This window comes from Desulfosporosinus nitroreducens, assembly GCF_023897015.1.
Classification (GTDB): domain Bacteria; phylum Bacillota; class Desulfitobacteriia; order Desulfitobacteriales; family Desulfitobacteriaceae; genus Desulfosporosinus; species Desulfosporosinus nitroreducens.
Genome location: NZ_JAMHFY010000019.1, coordinates 86,012 through 99,089, shown reverse-complemented (window position 1 = coordinate 99,089; position 13,078 = coordinate 86,012). Strand labels below are relative to the sequence as shown.

The 13,078-nt window shown below is 41.6% G+C and carries 15 protein-coding genes; 4 read left to right on the top strand and 11 right to left on the bottom strand.

Annotated elements, in window-relative coordinates:
- Positions 1-483 precede the first annotated feature (483 nt).
- Entirely contained in the window at positions 484-918 is a 435-nt protein-coding gene (locus tag M8E35_RS18640) for a hypothetical protein (protein WP_252471123.1), read from the top strand.
- Between the two features lie 115 nt (positions 919-1,033).
- Here M8E35_RS18640 and M8E35_RS18635 read toward each other — a convergent pair whose 3' ends face one another.
- The 5 genes from M8E35_RS18635 to M8E35_RS18615 all read right to left on the bottom strand — a co-directional run bounded on the left by M8E35_RS18635 (position 1,034) and on the right by M8E35_RS18615 (position 5,533).
- A complete protein-coding gene (locus M8E35_RS18635; RefSeq protein ID WP_252471131.1) occupies positions 1,034-1,966 on the bottom strand; it encodes a DMT family transporter in 933 nt (310 codons plus the stop codon).
- A gap of 254 nt (positions 1,967-2,220) precedes the next feature.
- Entirely contained in the window at positions 2,221-2,511 is a 291-nt protein-coding gene (locus M8E35_RS18630; RefSeq protein WP_252471121.1) for a hypothetical protein, read from the bottom strand.
- A gap of 142 nt (positions 2,512-2,653) precedes the next feature.
- Entirely contained in the window at positions 2,654-2,854 is a 201-nt protein-coding gene (locus tag M8E35_RS18625; protein ID WP_252471119.1) for a YjfB family protein, read from the bottom strand.
- 18 nt (positions 2,855-2,872) lie between these two features.
- Positions 2,873-4,756, bottom strand: coding sequence for a putative ABC transporter permease subunit (locus tag M8E35_RS18620; RefSeq protein WP_252471117.1), 1,884 nt, complete (start codon positions 4,754-4,756; stop codon positions 2,873-2,875).
- A 3-nt stretch (positions 4,757-4,759) separates the two neighbouring features.
- Complete coding sequence (locus tag M8E35_RS18615) at positions 4,760-5,533, bottom strand: ABC transporter ATP-binding protein (RefSeq protein ID WP_229246651.1); 774 nt, start codon at positions 5,531-5,533, stop codon at positions 4,760-4,762.
- Positions 5,534-5,911: 378 nt separating this feature from the next.
- On the opposite strand from M8E35_RS18615, the gene M8E35_RS18610 reads away from it, so the two are divergent.
- A complete protein-coding gene (locus tag M8E35_RS18610; RefSeq protein ID WP_252471115.1) occupies positions 5,912-6,505 on the top strand; it encodes a DUF3793 family protein in 594 nt (197 codons plus the stop codon).
- A gap of 46 nt (positions 6,506-6,551) precedes the next feature.
- Positions 6,552-6,755, top strand: a complete 204-nt coding sequence (locus M8E35_RS18605; RefSeq protein ID WP_252471113.1) for a hypothetical protein — start codon at positions 6,552-6,554, stop codon at positions 6,753-6,755.
- Between the two features lie 141 nt (positions 6,756-6,896).
- On the opposite strand, the gene M8E35_RS18600 is transcribed toward M8E35_RS18605, so the two are convergent.
- On the bottom strand, positions 6,897-7,469 hold the full coding sequence (locus M8E35_RS18600) for a hypothetical protein (RefSeq protein WP_252471111.1): 573 nt from the start codon (positions 7,467-7,469) through the stop codon (positions 6,897-6,899).
- A gap of 224 nt (positions 7,470-7,693) precedes the next feature.
- Between M8E35_RS18600 and M8E35_RS18595 the strand changes: the two genes are divergently transcribed.
- Positions 7,694-8,239, top strand: coding sequence for an NADH peroxidase (locus M8E35_RS18595; RefSeq protein WP_252471109.1), 546 nt, complete (start codon positions 7,694-7,696; stop codon positions 8,237-8,239).
- Positions 8,240-8,297: 58 nt separating this feature from the next.
- On the opposite strand, the gene M8E35_RS18590 is transcribed toward M8E35_RS18595, so the two are convergent.
- From M8E35_RS18590 to trpE, 5 genes are read right to left on the bottom strand one after another with little or no spacing between them, the layout of a single operon-like run.
- Entirely contained in the window at positions 8,298-8,909 is a 612-nt protein-coding gene (locus tag M8E35_RS18590) for a phosphoribosylanthranilate isomerase (RefSeq protein WP_252471107.1), read from the bottom strand.
- Entirely contained in the window at positions 8,906-9,700 is a 795-nt protein-coding gene (trpC, locus tag M8E35_RS18585) for an indole-3-glycerol phosphate synthase TrpC (RefSeq protein ID WP_252471105.1), read from the bottom strand. Before trpC ends, M8E35_RS18590 begins: the two co-directional genes overlap by 4 nt.
- Positions 9,697-10,713, bottom strand: a complete 1,017-nt coding sequence (gene trpD / locus M8E35_RS18580) for an anthranilate phosphoribosyltransferase (protein WP_252471103.1) — start codon at positions 10,711-10,713, stop codon at positions 9,697-9,699. The genes trpC and trpD overlap by 4 nt, the downstream gene beginning before the upstream one ends.
- Positions 10,710-11,291, bottom strand: coding sequence for an anthranilate synthase component II (locus M8E35_RS18575; protein WP_252471100.1), 582 nt, complete (start codon positions 11,289-11,291; stop codon positions 10,710-10,712). The genes trpD and M8E35_RS18575 overlap by 4 nt, the downstream gene beginning before the upstream one ends.
- On the bottom strand, positions 11,291-12,757 hold the full coding sequence (gene trpE / locus M8E35_RS18570) for an anthranilate synthase component I (RefSeq protein WP_252471099.1): 1,467 nt from the start codon (positions 12,755-12,757) through the stop codon (positions 11,291-11,293). The genes M8E35_RS18575 and trpE overlap by 1 nt, the downstream gene beginning before the upstream one ends.
- Between the last annotated feature and the right edge of the window lie 321 nt (positions 12,758-13,078).

Here is a 13,078-nt window from a genome sequence, read left to right as displayed (position 1 = left end):
GCTTTCTTTAGTGGTTTTATTATATCAGGTTCATTATCTTTTCAAGAAATCTTGTCGAGTTTTCCTAGACCATTATAGTTTTCGGTCTTTAGAAACCTCTTTCTCTGGGGATAATTGTTCCCTTAGTTCTCTTCGTTTTTCTTTATTAGCAGTTCTTTTAGCGTTACCTAGTGACATGAAATCGCTCCCCATTCTATAGTTTATACTAAAAATATAAATAACTTAATATTGAGAGTAGTTTCGAGGGCCAATATCCTTGATGAAGCAAATAAGATAATTATAATTAACTTCAGTTACCTTTACTTTTACCGAAGATTAACGGATTATTCCCTTATTCCTTTATTATGGGCTCTTATTTAGCAAAGAGTAGGAATTAACCCCTCAACCGAGTGCTGAGTATAGCCGTTATTTAACAATTTACTTTCCATTGAATATTAATTCTAATACAGGCTATAATATCTCACGTTAAGGAGGTATGCCATTTTGAGAGATAGAGTTGTACAAGGTTTTATCGGAGGAGTATTTGGTGCAATTGTGATGAATATTATTGATTGGCTTATATATTATAGTGGCTTCCATAACGAAAGATTATTTGATTGGGCTTCTATTATTTTACTTGGTAAATTAGCGTCAGGGACTGGCGAAGGGATTTTTGCTCAATCAGCGCAAATCTTCTTTTCCGGATTTATTGGCATTCTCTTTTATATTCTAATACGAGACAATAATCACCTCATATTTAAAGGGTGGATTTTCAGCATATTTATATGGTTTTTCTTATATGGAGCAGCGATTGGATTTAAGTTACCCCATTTAGAAAACCGTGCTTTATTTGCTGGCATATCTCATTTTATCTCTGCTTCTTCCTTCGGACTTGTACTTGCATATTATCGTAATAGAAATATGACGTTGACAAGCTAATACATTCAAAGGAATATCGCGCCTCTCAGGCATTGTAATACGCTCCCCTTAAAGTATTTATTAGTAGCTTCGATGAGTCCTTTTCTCCACTGCTGTAAACTTTCGTAAAGGGCAATCAGCTTTTCTCCCCTTGACCGAGGAAACTATGTAAGATCATGCCCAGAACGATAAGAAGCATTCCTGCGATCGACCACATTGTCGGAAACGGTCCATGAAGAATTAGTAATTCACCTAAAAGGGCAAAGATTACTTCCCCTGACTGTGTTGCTTCCACTGCAGCAAGCTTGTGGACATTTCCCTTGGTCATATCAGTTGCCGAAAAGAAAAGAATCGTTGCGATGACACCAGACGAAAGTGCGACAATAACCGATTGCACCGTCTGATTACCGCTCGGAAGTCCGACTTTCACTACCCCTATTACCGATAATACGAGCCAAAAAGGCAGACTCGCAAGCGTCATTCCAAGGACTCTTTGATAGGTGTCGAATCGTCCTGCACACTCGTCCATCATCTTACGATTACCTAAGGGATAAGCAAATGCCGCAACTAAAACGGGCAAAATTCCAAATATTATCTCTTTAGCCGTAAGAACCTGAGCCTGTTGCAGTTGCATCAGACCAATACCCAATAGAATGATCAATGAAATGGCAAGGCCTTTCACAGGTATAGATGAGCGGACTTTCTTTAACCCCGTTTCTGTTTGAATTGCAGTATAAAAAAATGGAACAAGTAAAGAACCAGCTACGATCGTAATCTGCCACATGCTTGCCACTAACCAGGCCGGTCCATAATCAGCCGCCAAGCAAAGAGGTGCATAAAAAATCCCGAAGCCAATCGTACTCCATACAAGCCAAATCAAAGGTCTTTGGCGCATATCTATTAAGAGAGGTTTTAGATTTCTCCTTGCCAAAACAAGGACAAGCAGGGGCGGTAGCATAAAGGCATATCTTAGAACTGCACTCCAGATCCAACTTCCGCCGGACAAATCCATAGAACGGTTTAAGACAAATGTCACTGCAAAAAAGAACGATGCTAATATTCCAAGCATAATTGATTTCAAACTCTTCTACCCCATCAATCAGTTTTCTATCTTAATTATAAGATAACACAAGTTGCTTCTTTTAGTATTAATTCGTAAAGACATTCTTGGTATTGTATTACATTGTAATCAGAATATCAAGGGGTAAAATAGATGGACTTAATGGTTCCATTCATCAGCCATTCATCAGTGGTCCCCCACCAGCGACATGGGAGTTCGACTAATAAAAAAGTCCGCACTAGGCGGACTTTTAACACTAAAAATCATTTAAAACTCTGACCTTGTTGATTTTGACTTTGCTGAAAAGCTTGTTGTCTCTGATTCATCTCTTCTTGCGTCATATTTTGATTTTGCTGTTGTGCAGACTGCAACTGTTGAGCTTGACCTTGCTGCATATTTTGAAATTGTTGGGATTGGCCTTGCTGTGTACTTTGATCGGAATTTTGGGAATTGAAGTTTTCGGCTTTTTGTTCACCCTGTTGAGCCTGTTGAGCTTGTTGTTCGAACTGTTGTGCACTTTGCTGAGCTTGTTGTCCTTCAGTGTTGTTATTCATCATTAACCCCCTCAAATTTATTCCCAAAGTTTAGTATTATCAAATTTGTTTTTTTTATGTTCTTAATTTGGAATTAACAAAGAGACAGGCTGTTTCAATCTGAAAACAGGCACCTGTCTCTTTGTTCCCTTCTCTTGTCCTTTTAGGCTTGAATATCTAGAATAGCTCCTAAGAAAGGCTGAACAGACGTCTCCATGGCCCTAGCATTCATACCTTCCAGAGCCATTATTGATTCACTTTGATTCGCAGCAACATCCATTGCCATTTTCATGACGGCCAGACCCGCCTGTTCCTGAACCTTGTTATGACTAAGCACTATTGACATGGCTGCTATGTCCAACATTGACCCCTCCTTAAATTATCAAGGCTTTTCTTGAGACAAACGTTTTTTACTTCGCTTTTTCTTTCCGCCTGTGACGAGTTCAACCCGAAAGCCTTTCCTGCTCTGGCGAACTGTAGCAGCCATGAATCCAAAAAACATCAACGCCCATACTCCACCAGTTACGACTATTCCCAGTAAAATTCGCAAAGTTGTCGACCAAAGTAACGGCCTGCTCAAGAGATATAACGCATAAATTATGCCTGACAAAAAACCGCCTTCAAAGGTTACGGGCGGCAGATCCCGAAGAATCGCGACTAGCTCATCAGGCAGAAAAATATACGTTAAACCTAATGCCAATAAGAGTGTAAAGAATAAGTTAATCAGATACATAAACAAGGTCGCCCCAGGGGAAATACGCTGTTGTGGAGAGTCTGGATTATAGCGGCAGTTATTAATGGAATAAAAGAGCCCGATGGCGCTTGACCCCAGGGAAAGGAACACAGCTCCAAATGCCAGTGCCAAAGTTAGTGTTGTGGAGACACCTATTGCTAAAGCAGTGCCGACTAACAAGGCTTCCATTAACAACAACGTTGGTAGAATAGCAGCCACTAATTTCCCCCATACCACCGGCCATCCGGCAAGTGGAACACTATTTAGAAGCCAGTCGGATTCACCCTCCCTGCCAAAAGATTGTAAAGCCAAATTACCGCTGAACATAATAGTGTACATAATCAAAACCGTTATTAAGGAAGCTCTGCTGGATTCTGCTTTGGAAAATAGAAATTGGGCGACAAAGAAAAGCATGATGATTAAGGGAACCAAATAACCGAACCATTCCCGAGTGTCACGTTTCATGGAAAGCAAATCTTTCTTGGCTACCGCCCACATTCCCAACCAGGGAGAGGCAGTACCGCTAACTTCTTCTTTTAACACTAAATAGGAAGTCAACTCCTGCTGGTGATGCTCTTCCCCACTCGCTGGGACAATTCGTTTTTTACGACGCCTGCCGCCTTCTCCTTGGCTAAGCGAAATGAATCCTCGGCGAAATCCCCGCTCGACAAGATTAAATGCCATCATAAAAAGAAATGCACCCGCTAAGAGTATCAACAAGCTCCATCCCAGTCCGACAAGGAAGTTTCCCGAAATCCCTGCAACTAAAGCAAGCGAACCCCAGCCCCAAGGGAAAAAGTCCATTGCGCCAAGCATTTGCTCCTGCCCGGCTATCCAAGCACCTATGTTGATCTCACTCTGGTTGTTGAACAACAGATTAGGAATTTGAAATACAAGCGCAATTAAAATCCCTGCCAAAGCTCCAATAAAGCCTACGGCCTCTTTACTTCGATGCGGGGGTACAATGCGCATGATTATTAGATTAATTAGTTCAGCTATTGCTGTACCCATTGCCCACAACCCAATACCTACCAAGAAAACCAGGATGTAAAATGAGGCCCCCGCTTGAAAGAGTAAGCCATAAAAGACTCCCGGTAAGAAAGCAAACAATATTGCTGTTAATAAGTTACTTCCGATAACTGCCAGGGACTTTACTGCGAAAACGACCTTGATGGGGACTGGTGCCATGAATAGAAGTTCTAAATCATCGGACATATAAAGAGCAGCAAATGCGGCAGTAATTCCAAAGAAAATTTGGCTGACTAATCCAACCATAAATAACAATGATAGAAACCCTTTGGCAGTTTGAGGGGGCATTGTCTTTAAGGCTCCATAAGCAAAATAACCCAAAGAACCTAGGATGGCGAGCAATCCAAGCAAAAGGACAACCATCCCAATCAGTGTGCCCACTGGCCTATGACGCATCTTATTCCAGCTCACGCGCATTTGGTTTTTAAGCAGCAGCATAAAGTCTTGTACAAAAGAATGACTTTGTGGCGGATCGCTTAAAGGAGGAGGTAATATTATTTTCATGATTTATCCCTCCTCCAGACTTTTAATTAGATCAGCATTTTCATTACCTCCAGTTAACTCCAAGAAGATATCTTCCAAGCTTTCCCCGCCATGTCCAACCTTTTGGCGAAGTTCTTCGGGACTCCCCTGAGCAATCAGCTGACCATCCTTAAGAATTGCCACACGATGACACATTCTTTCAGCAATTTCAAGAATATGCGTAGAAACAAAAACTGCTGCCCCCTGCCGCGCCAACTCCTGTAAGACATCCTTTAACAAGCGGGCACTTGCGGGGTCTAGGCCGACAGTAGGCTCATCGAGAAGGATTACTTTCGGCTGATGGATGAGTGCTGATGCTAACACTACCTTTTGACGCATACCGTGAGAATATCCTTCTAATAATTCATCAGCTCGGTCTCTAAGTCCAAACATGCCCAGAAGTTGTTCCGCCCTTTCCTTCATGACATCTTTAGGAACCCGATAAAGAGCAGAAATAAGATATAAAAATTCCCGTGCTGACAGCTTACCGTATAATTTAGGCTGATCAGGCACATAGGCCATCAGCGCCTTGGCTTTAGTAGGCTGTTTGCTAATATCATAGTCGCAAATAAAAGCCTCTCCTTCACTGGGATCGAGCAGGCCGGTTAACATTTTAATAGTGGTAGTTTTACCCGCACCGTTCGGTCCCAGAAATCCGAATATTTCTCCGCCCTTAACCTCTAGGTTAAGACCTTTGACCACCGAAACGGGACCATACCGTTTAGTCAATTGATGGGTCTTGATTAAGATACGTTCCATGAATAGCGCCCCTTTAAAGTTCATTATTGTTTGAATCAAATAACTCGAAATAATATATTGTGTCAGTAGTCATCTAGCGAACTTAACAAAGCTTCTCTTAATCTTATTATCATACATCTTAATAAGAAATAATCCGAGGAAGATTATTTTGCTAAATTTAAACTTCGTGTTTGTCAATGGATATACCTTCAATTGCTGAAAATTTTAATAAATTTTTATGTATGTCGTGATAGATTACAAGTACCCTGTTAAAGATTTGTAACTAATGAACAATCAAAAGTTCCTGTATAAAATGTTAAATCTAATTTAGAGAATAAAATAATATTTGACCGTAGAGTATATAGAGTATAACGACTAAATTTATATAAGGAGTTAATCGTGCAAGAACAGTTCGATCCGCTTAATACTAAGCATTTGGGGAAACTCATAACTTGGGCGAAAGATAAAACCTATCATGAGAAAAGTCTCTTTCTAGTTGAGAGTCTTGCCCCTCTGGTCTTGGGCATAAAACCATCTGTGCTCTTAAATGTGTCCTTAGCGAATGAAGTGGAATGGATCGAATTTGTAAAATTATTTACTCAACAAAAAGCTCTGCAGATCAAGAAAATCCGAGAATTGAACGGGCGGCTGCAAGTGATTTTTTATCAAAGGGAGAAGTTAGACTTCGTATTGCGACAAAAACCTGTTCAAGAATTTTTAATGACTATGAACTATCCTAAGCAATACTCGCTGGACGCCTATCTGAGTCTTCTCAAGCACAGGATAATATCGCTTAAATTTCCTCATGAGGTCGGAGTTTTTTTAGGATATCCCTTGAAGGATGTCTTGGGTTTCATGGGACTTCTGCCCCTTCCCTATAAAAGAACTCAAGGTTGGCGGATTTATGGAGATGAACTGCCTTCAAATGAAGTCTACGAGAAGTACCGACAAGCTCGCAGTATAATGAGAAAGCTAGCCGTAAATATTGATTAAGAGACGACTTAGAATAGGATTGAATGTAAGAAAGTGAGTGTTAGTCATGAATTATAAATGTCCCTACTGTAATACTGTCCATAGTGGGATTGAGTGGGACTCGGTAACGCTAAAGGAATTCGGTATAGACAAGATTAATGACTTTAGCGACAATGATATCGAGTCGATCGAGATGAGTATCCCTGGCTATCATTACCTTTGTCCAAACTGTGGAGCGGATATAAATATTAGCGAGATTAAGAAAGTTTGAGATGCATGAGCTAATAGGAAAGTTCCCATTATATTGTATAACACTATTAACTGACAATCAAAAAGCCGGATTATCCGGCTTTCTGATTTCTAGATTTAGTTATCCCTCCCTGCAAGTACCTACAGGTCTTTGGATTTATTATTAAGTTCTTTCCAAATCGGTAAAAACTTGGTAGGCTCTTGCAGCCGTCCTGTATGGAAAGAGCGAAACGAGTGGTTCAATTGACTTTAAAAGTTCGTTTTTCGACTCTGCCGGCTTAAACAACCGAATTAGATAAGGATTTTTCTTACTTCCTGTTCCCTCTTCAATGAACTGAGCAGTTTCAGCAATTTCAGCGGTTGTAAGGTAGCTGATCACGGGCGCCTCCCCTCCTTGACGAATAACTGGAGTAACTGTCGTCTGATATTGATAACTTGGAAACTGAGCTACCAAGGCCATACTCTTTTGGATATCCTCTACGTCCACTGCCTTCCCTAAGATCTGGCTATAAAGTGTCGCTGGTCCCACAACATTCATGATGACCTCATCCGCCAGCCCTTCCTCGAGAATCTTTTTCAGAATATAGCTATTCCTGCCACTCGTTTCTACCTGCAATTTCATCGCATTCCCTTTTAGATAGCGCAACACTTTAAGAAACTCTTCGGCATTGATAGAGGCAGAGCAAGTGACTAAGAAAACTCGTTTGAAATCCCATAAAGAAGTAGATCCCAGCATAGCTGGGATCTACTTCTTTATGATTGCAGTTTTCGAACAATATTTCTCAGCCAATCTGCAGTAAGAAAGACCGTCACTCAAAGTATCATCAAGTGAGGTTAATAAGGGCTTGGAAAAATATTTTTAAAAATATGTTGACTTTTAGAATAATTATAATATAATAAGAAATGTAAATAACGCCTAATGCCCCATAAATAATAACGTCTAAAGAGGAGAGGATTTTAATGAAAAAATTTGTTTGCGCTATCTGTGGTTACATTCATGAAGGAAATGAGGCTCCCGATAATTGCCCCCAATGTAAAGCACCGAAGGGTAAGTTTTCAGAGAAAGTTGAAGGGGTTTTAGAGTGGGCTGATGAGCATAAAGTAGGAATCGCTCAAGGGGTTGACCCAGAAGTCATCGAAGGATTAAGAGCTAATTTCACAGGTGAATGTACAGAAGTTGGTATGTACCTAGCGATGAGCCGTCAAGCGGATCGGGAGGGTTATCCTGAAGTCGCCGAAGCTTACAAACGTTTTGCATGGGAAGAAGCAGAACATGCAGCGAAGTTTGCTGAACTTTTAGGAGAAGTCGTTGATGCAGACACCAAGAAAAACCTGCAACTAAGGGTGGACGCTGAATGTGGTGCGACTCAAGGGAAAAAGGACCTGGCTACTTTAGCAAAGAAACTCAATTTAGATGCAATTCATGATACAGTTCATGAAATGTGTAAGGATGAAGCTCGTCACGGTAGAGCCTTTAAAGGATTACTTGACCGATATTTCAAATAAAGCAAAATTAGCCACAGCCAATAAGCACGCCGAGGAATGTCGGCGTGCTTTGCTTATTTTATACACTCCTAATCAATCTCACTATTTCTAGTATTTTACCCCTATCCTTAAATCCATCGGTTTCAACTCCACTGCTTATGTCTACGCCAAACGGCTTGACCGCACTCATCGCCTGTAATATATTTCTGCTGTTTAGTCCGCCTGCCAAGAAAAAGGGTTTTTGAACTGTGTCAACAACCTTCCAATCGAAGGTTTCCCCTGTTCCGCCTGCACTCTTGTCAGAAAAGGCATCTAGCAAGAGATAGTTACAGTTCAACCTCTCGGCTGCTTTGATATCTTCCCTTGAACGCACTCTGACCGCCTTGATGACGGGCTTTCCGCTTTCCTTCTGGAGCCTTTCGATATAAGTTGCATTTTCCTGTCCGTGGAGTTGAATAAAATCAACAATACCAATAGAACAGATATCTAAGATTTGTTCCATTGTCTCATCCACAAAAACCCCGACAGTCTGAATTTTATCATCCAGTAGTTCTTTTAACCCGAAAGCATCCTGTGGCGTAATTCGACGTTTACTATCGGCAAAGACAAAGCCCACATAGTCTGGATGTGCTTCATTAACCGCCTCAATATCACACTCTCTGCTCAAACCGCATAGCTTTATTTTGGTCATGCGTCTTCGCCTCGTTTCCCTCGCAGGTTTTTCATGACAGCAGCCTTATCTTCATTTCTCATAAAGGCCTCTCCGATCAGCACCGCATCGACATCGCTTTTACGTAGCCTCATAATATCCTCAGTTTTCTGGATGCCGCTTTCAGAGACAAGCAGCACCTCCTTTGGCACCAGATGTCTTAACGAGGCAGTCGTATTTAAGTCAACTTCAAAGGTTTTTAAGTTCCTATTATTGATACCAATAAGCCTAGCACCGGCCTTCAGGGCAGAGTTAATTTCCTCTTCAGTATGTGTTTCCACAAGTGCTGACAGTCCCAGACTGTCGGCTATCTGGATATATTCACTTAGTCTGTTTGTGTCCAACAAACTGCAGATAAGCAGTACAGCATCCGCGCCAATAATTTTAGACTCGTAAATCTGATAGCTGTCAATGATGAAATCCTTCCGCAGAACAGGGATGTTCACTTGAGCCTTTATTTCGCTCAAGTAGCTGTCACTGCCCAGGAAGAATTTCGGTTCCGTCAGTACGGAGATTGCATTCGCACCCGCGCTTTCATATTCCTGAGCGATTTTTAGGTATGGAAAAGATTCACTGATTATCCCCTTAGAAGGAGATGCCTTCTTCACCTCACAGATAAAAGCCATCTCATTATTTGATAACGCCTTTTCGAAAGCGAAAGGTTTTTCATTTTTGATAGCCAGCGCTTCTTTTTCTATCTTATTGAATGATTTTCCCTTTTTTAATGCATCTACTCTTCCTGTTGTATAAAGGGCTATCTGATCCAGTATCATAATTCTACCTCATTCGATAGGGCAATAAATCTTTCCAGTTGGGCTTTCGCCTTCCCACTGTCAATGATTTCTCCCGCTAACCTTACGCAATCCCGAAGGGTTGTATGGCTATGGAACATATATAGACAGACCGCAGTGTTTAGCAAGACGATATCACGCTTAGGTCCCTTCTCTCCATTCAGTATATCTAAAGCAATCCTGGCATTTTCATCAGGATTCCCGCCTACCAGTTCTTCCGGTGTACACTTTTTAAAACCTAACTGTTCAGGATCAAGAAAGAAACTATTTAACTTGCCTTCAAAGACCTCGCAAACAGTCGTCGTGCTGCATAACGTAACCTCGTCTAAGCCATCATGTCCATGTACCACCATGGCACGCCTTACTCCCAGATTCGATAGTACCCTAGCCAGAGGCTCCACTAAATTTTCATCGTAAACCCCCAAAAGTTGGGTGTTTGCTCCGGCTGGATTCGCCAGTGGACCTAAAATATTGAAGATCGTACGGACAGCCAGTTCTCTTCTGACCGGCGCGGCATATTTCATTGAGGCATGGTAGGTTGGCGCAAACATGAAGCACAAACCGATCTTACGCAGAATTTGTTCGCTTTTTTCCGCGTTAATATCGATTTTCACTCCCAAAGCTTCAAGCAGATCAGCGCTTCCGCATTTGCTCGAGACAGATCTGTTCCCATGCTTGGCTACGGGTACACCTGCTGCAGACACGACTAGAGCACTTATTGTGGAAATGTTGAAGGTATTCGCTTCATCTCCGCCTGTCCCAACAATATCCAGAACATCCATTCCCGTTTTTAGTTTCGTGCACTTTTCGCGCATGACCATAGCGCAAGCCGTTATTTCCTCGATGCTTTCTCCTTTCATTCTCATCGCCGTCAGAAATGATCCGATTTGGGCATTGGTAGCCTCTCCATTCATGATTTGCTCCATAACGGCCTTCGTTGTATTGAGATCAAGATCTTGTCCATTGACTATTTTATAAATCGCATTCATGATCATTTACTTGCACCTCCTAACCCTAGAAAGTTTGCAATGATCATTTTTCCTTTCGGTGTGAGTATAGATTCTGGATGAAACTGAACCCCATACACCTCATAATCTCGATGTTTCACACCCATAATTTCCCCGCTTTGATCCTCGGCAATCACCAGTAGTTCATCGGGGATGCCTTGTTTTTCAGCAATCAATGAGTGATATCTGGCTGCTTCGATGATCGGCGGCAACCCTTTAAAAATCTCATTGCCGTTAGCAATATGGATACTGCTCTTTTTACCATGCATCATTTTTTTGGCATGAACAATTTTTGCCCCAAAGGCCTCACAGATCGCTTGATGTCCAAGACAGACCCCCAAGATTGGGGTTGATTCTTTGAGCTTTAATATAGTCTGCTCACAAACTCCAGCATCGGCGGGAAAACCTGGTCCTGGAGAAATAACAATATGAGTAGGTTGCAGAGCTTCAATTTCAGAAACACTCAACTCGTCATTGCGCATCACTTTAATATCCTCGTTTATTTCCCCAATGAGTTGATAAAGATTATATGAGAAGCTGTCATAGTTGTCGATCAGTAAAATCATTAGTCCATCACCTCCTGAGAAAGCATCAAGGCACGTATGACTGCCATCGCCTTATTTTCACACTCCAGGTATTCACTTTCAGGAACACTGTCAGCAACGATACCCGCCCCTGCCTGAACATATACGTTATCATTCTTTTTGACGGCCATTCTAATGGCGATACAAGTGTCCATATTCCCAGAGAAATCGATATACCCAACTGCACCGCCATAGATTCCTCTGCGAGCATTCTCCAAATCTTCGATTATTTCGCAAGCACGGATCTTAGGTGCTCCTGAAAGAGTCCCCGCCGGCAATACTGACATAATCGCATCCAAGGCATCTTTATCCTCTCTTATCTCACTGTTCACCTCTGAAGCAATGTGCATCACATGGGAAAAACGTAAAACTTTAAGATAATCTTTCACTTTCACACTGCCAAATTTACTGATCCTGCCCAGGTCATTTCTTCCCAGGTCTACCAGCATGTTATGTTCGCTCAGCTCTTTTTCATCCTGCATTAATTCCTGCTCGATCTGCTTATCCTCTGCGTCCGTAGTTCCTCTCGGCCTGGTTCCGGCAAGCGGGAAGGTTGCTAATCGGCCATTTTGCAACTTTACCAGAGTTTCAGGTGATGTCCCTGCGATCTCAACATCTTTGGTCTTTATAAAGAACATATACGGCGAAGGATTTGTCGTCCTTAAAACCCGGTAAGTGTCCATCAAACTGCCTTCCATTTTAGCTGTAAAACGCCTCGATAGTACCACTTGAAAAATATCCCCATTGAAGATATGTTCCTTTGCCTTTCTAACCATTTCTTCATATTTGCTTTTTGAAATGTCCGACTGAATCTCAGACTTTAAGACGGGCTTGCTAACTGCCTCCGAAATGTTTTGCTTTATTAACTTGATGATATTATCGATTTCGAAGCTGGCTTTCCGGTAGCCTTCTTCTAAAGCTTCAGTTTTTACATTGATAATGATAATGATCTTTTGTTTTAAGTGATCATAGGCAATCACCTTGTCGAAAAGCATTAATTCCATATCATTAAAGTTATCGATGTCTATGCTTTTTGGTTGAAGTGTCTTTTCGAAATATTTGATGAAATCGTAAGCAAAATAGCCAACAAATCCTCCTGTGAAGGGAGGGAGAAAATCAAAATGCGGGGTTTTATACTGAGACAAGATTTCTCTGACCACTGCTGTTGGATTTTGCCCCTCAAGCTTAAAAAGCGTACCATTATTGATCTCAATTCTATTATCCTTACATGTCACTTGGGTGACGGGATCAAACCCTAAAAACGAGTATCTGCCCCAAGCTTCGCCACCCTCCACACTTTCCAGAAGATAATATCGGTGGCTGATAGAATCAATTGCTTTCAGTAAGGCTATAGGCGTTTTAATATCTGCGTAAATCTCTCTGCTAACGGGTAGTATCGTATACCCTTGGGCAATCTTTCTAGCTTCATCTAAGCTTGGTCTTAACATATGATTCACTCCTTTCTTCTAGTGGCAGGCGATAGTCAACAACGGCGAGAAGAATTACTAGAAAACTTGGCTAATACCAAGCCTTCAAGGCGAAGGCGGTCGCCATTGTTGCACTTATGCTTCCAGACGAAGACACTGTCTTCGCACGTATTAGCCCCTTCTTGCAGTATGCAACGAAAGCTTATACTTTCTGGGTAGTAAAAAAAACACTCGCCCGTTGACATTATTGTCAAGGACGAGTGCTTAATTCACTCGCGGTACCACCTTGCTTTGCAGAATTTTTATTCCTGCACTCTCATAAGAATACCAACATATTCCCCA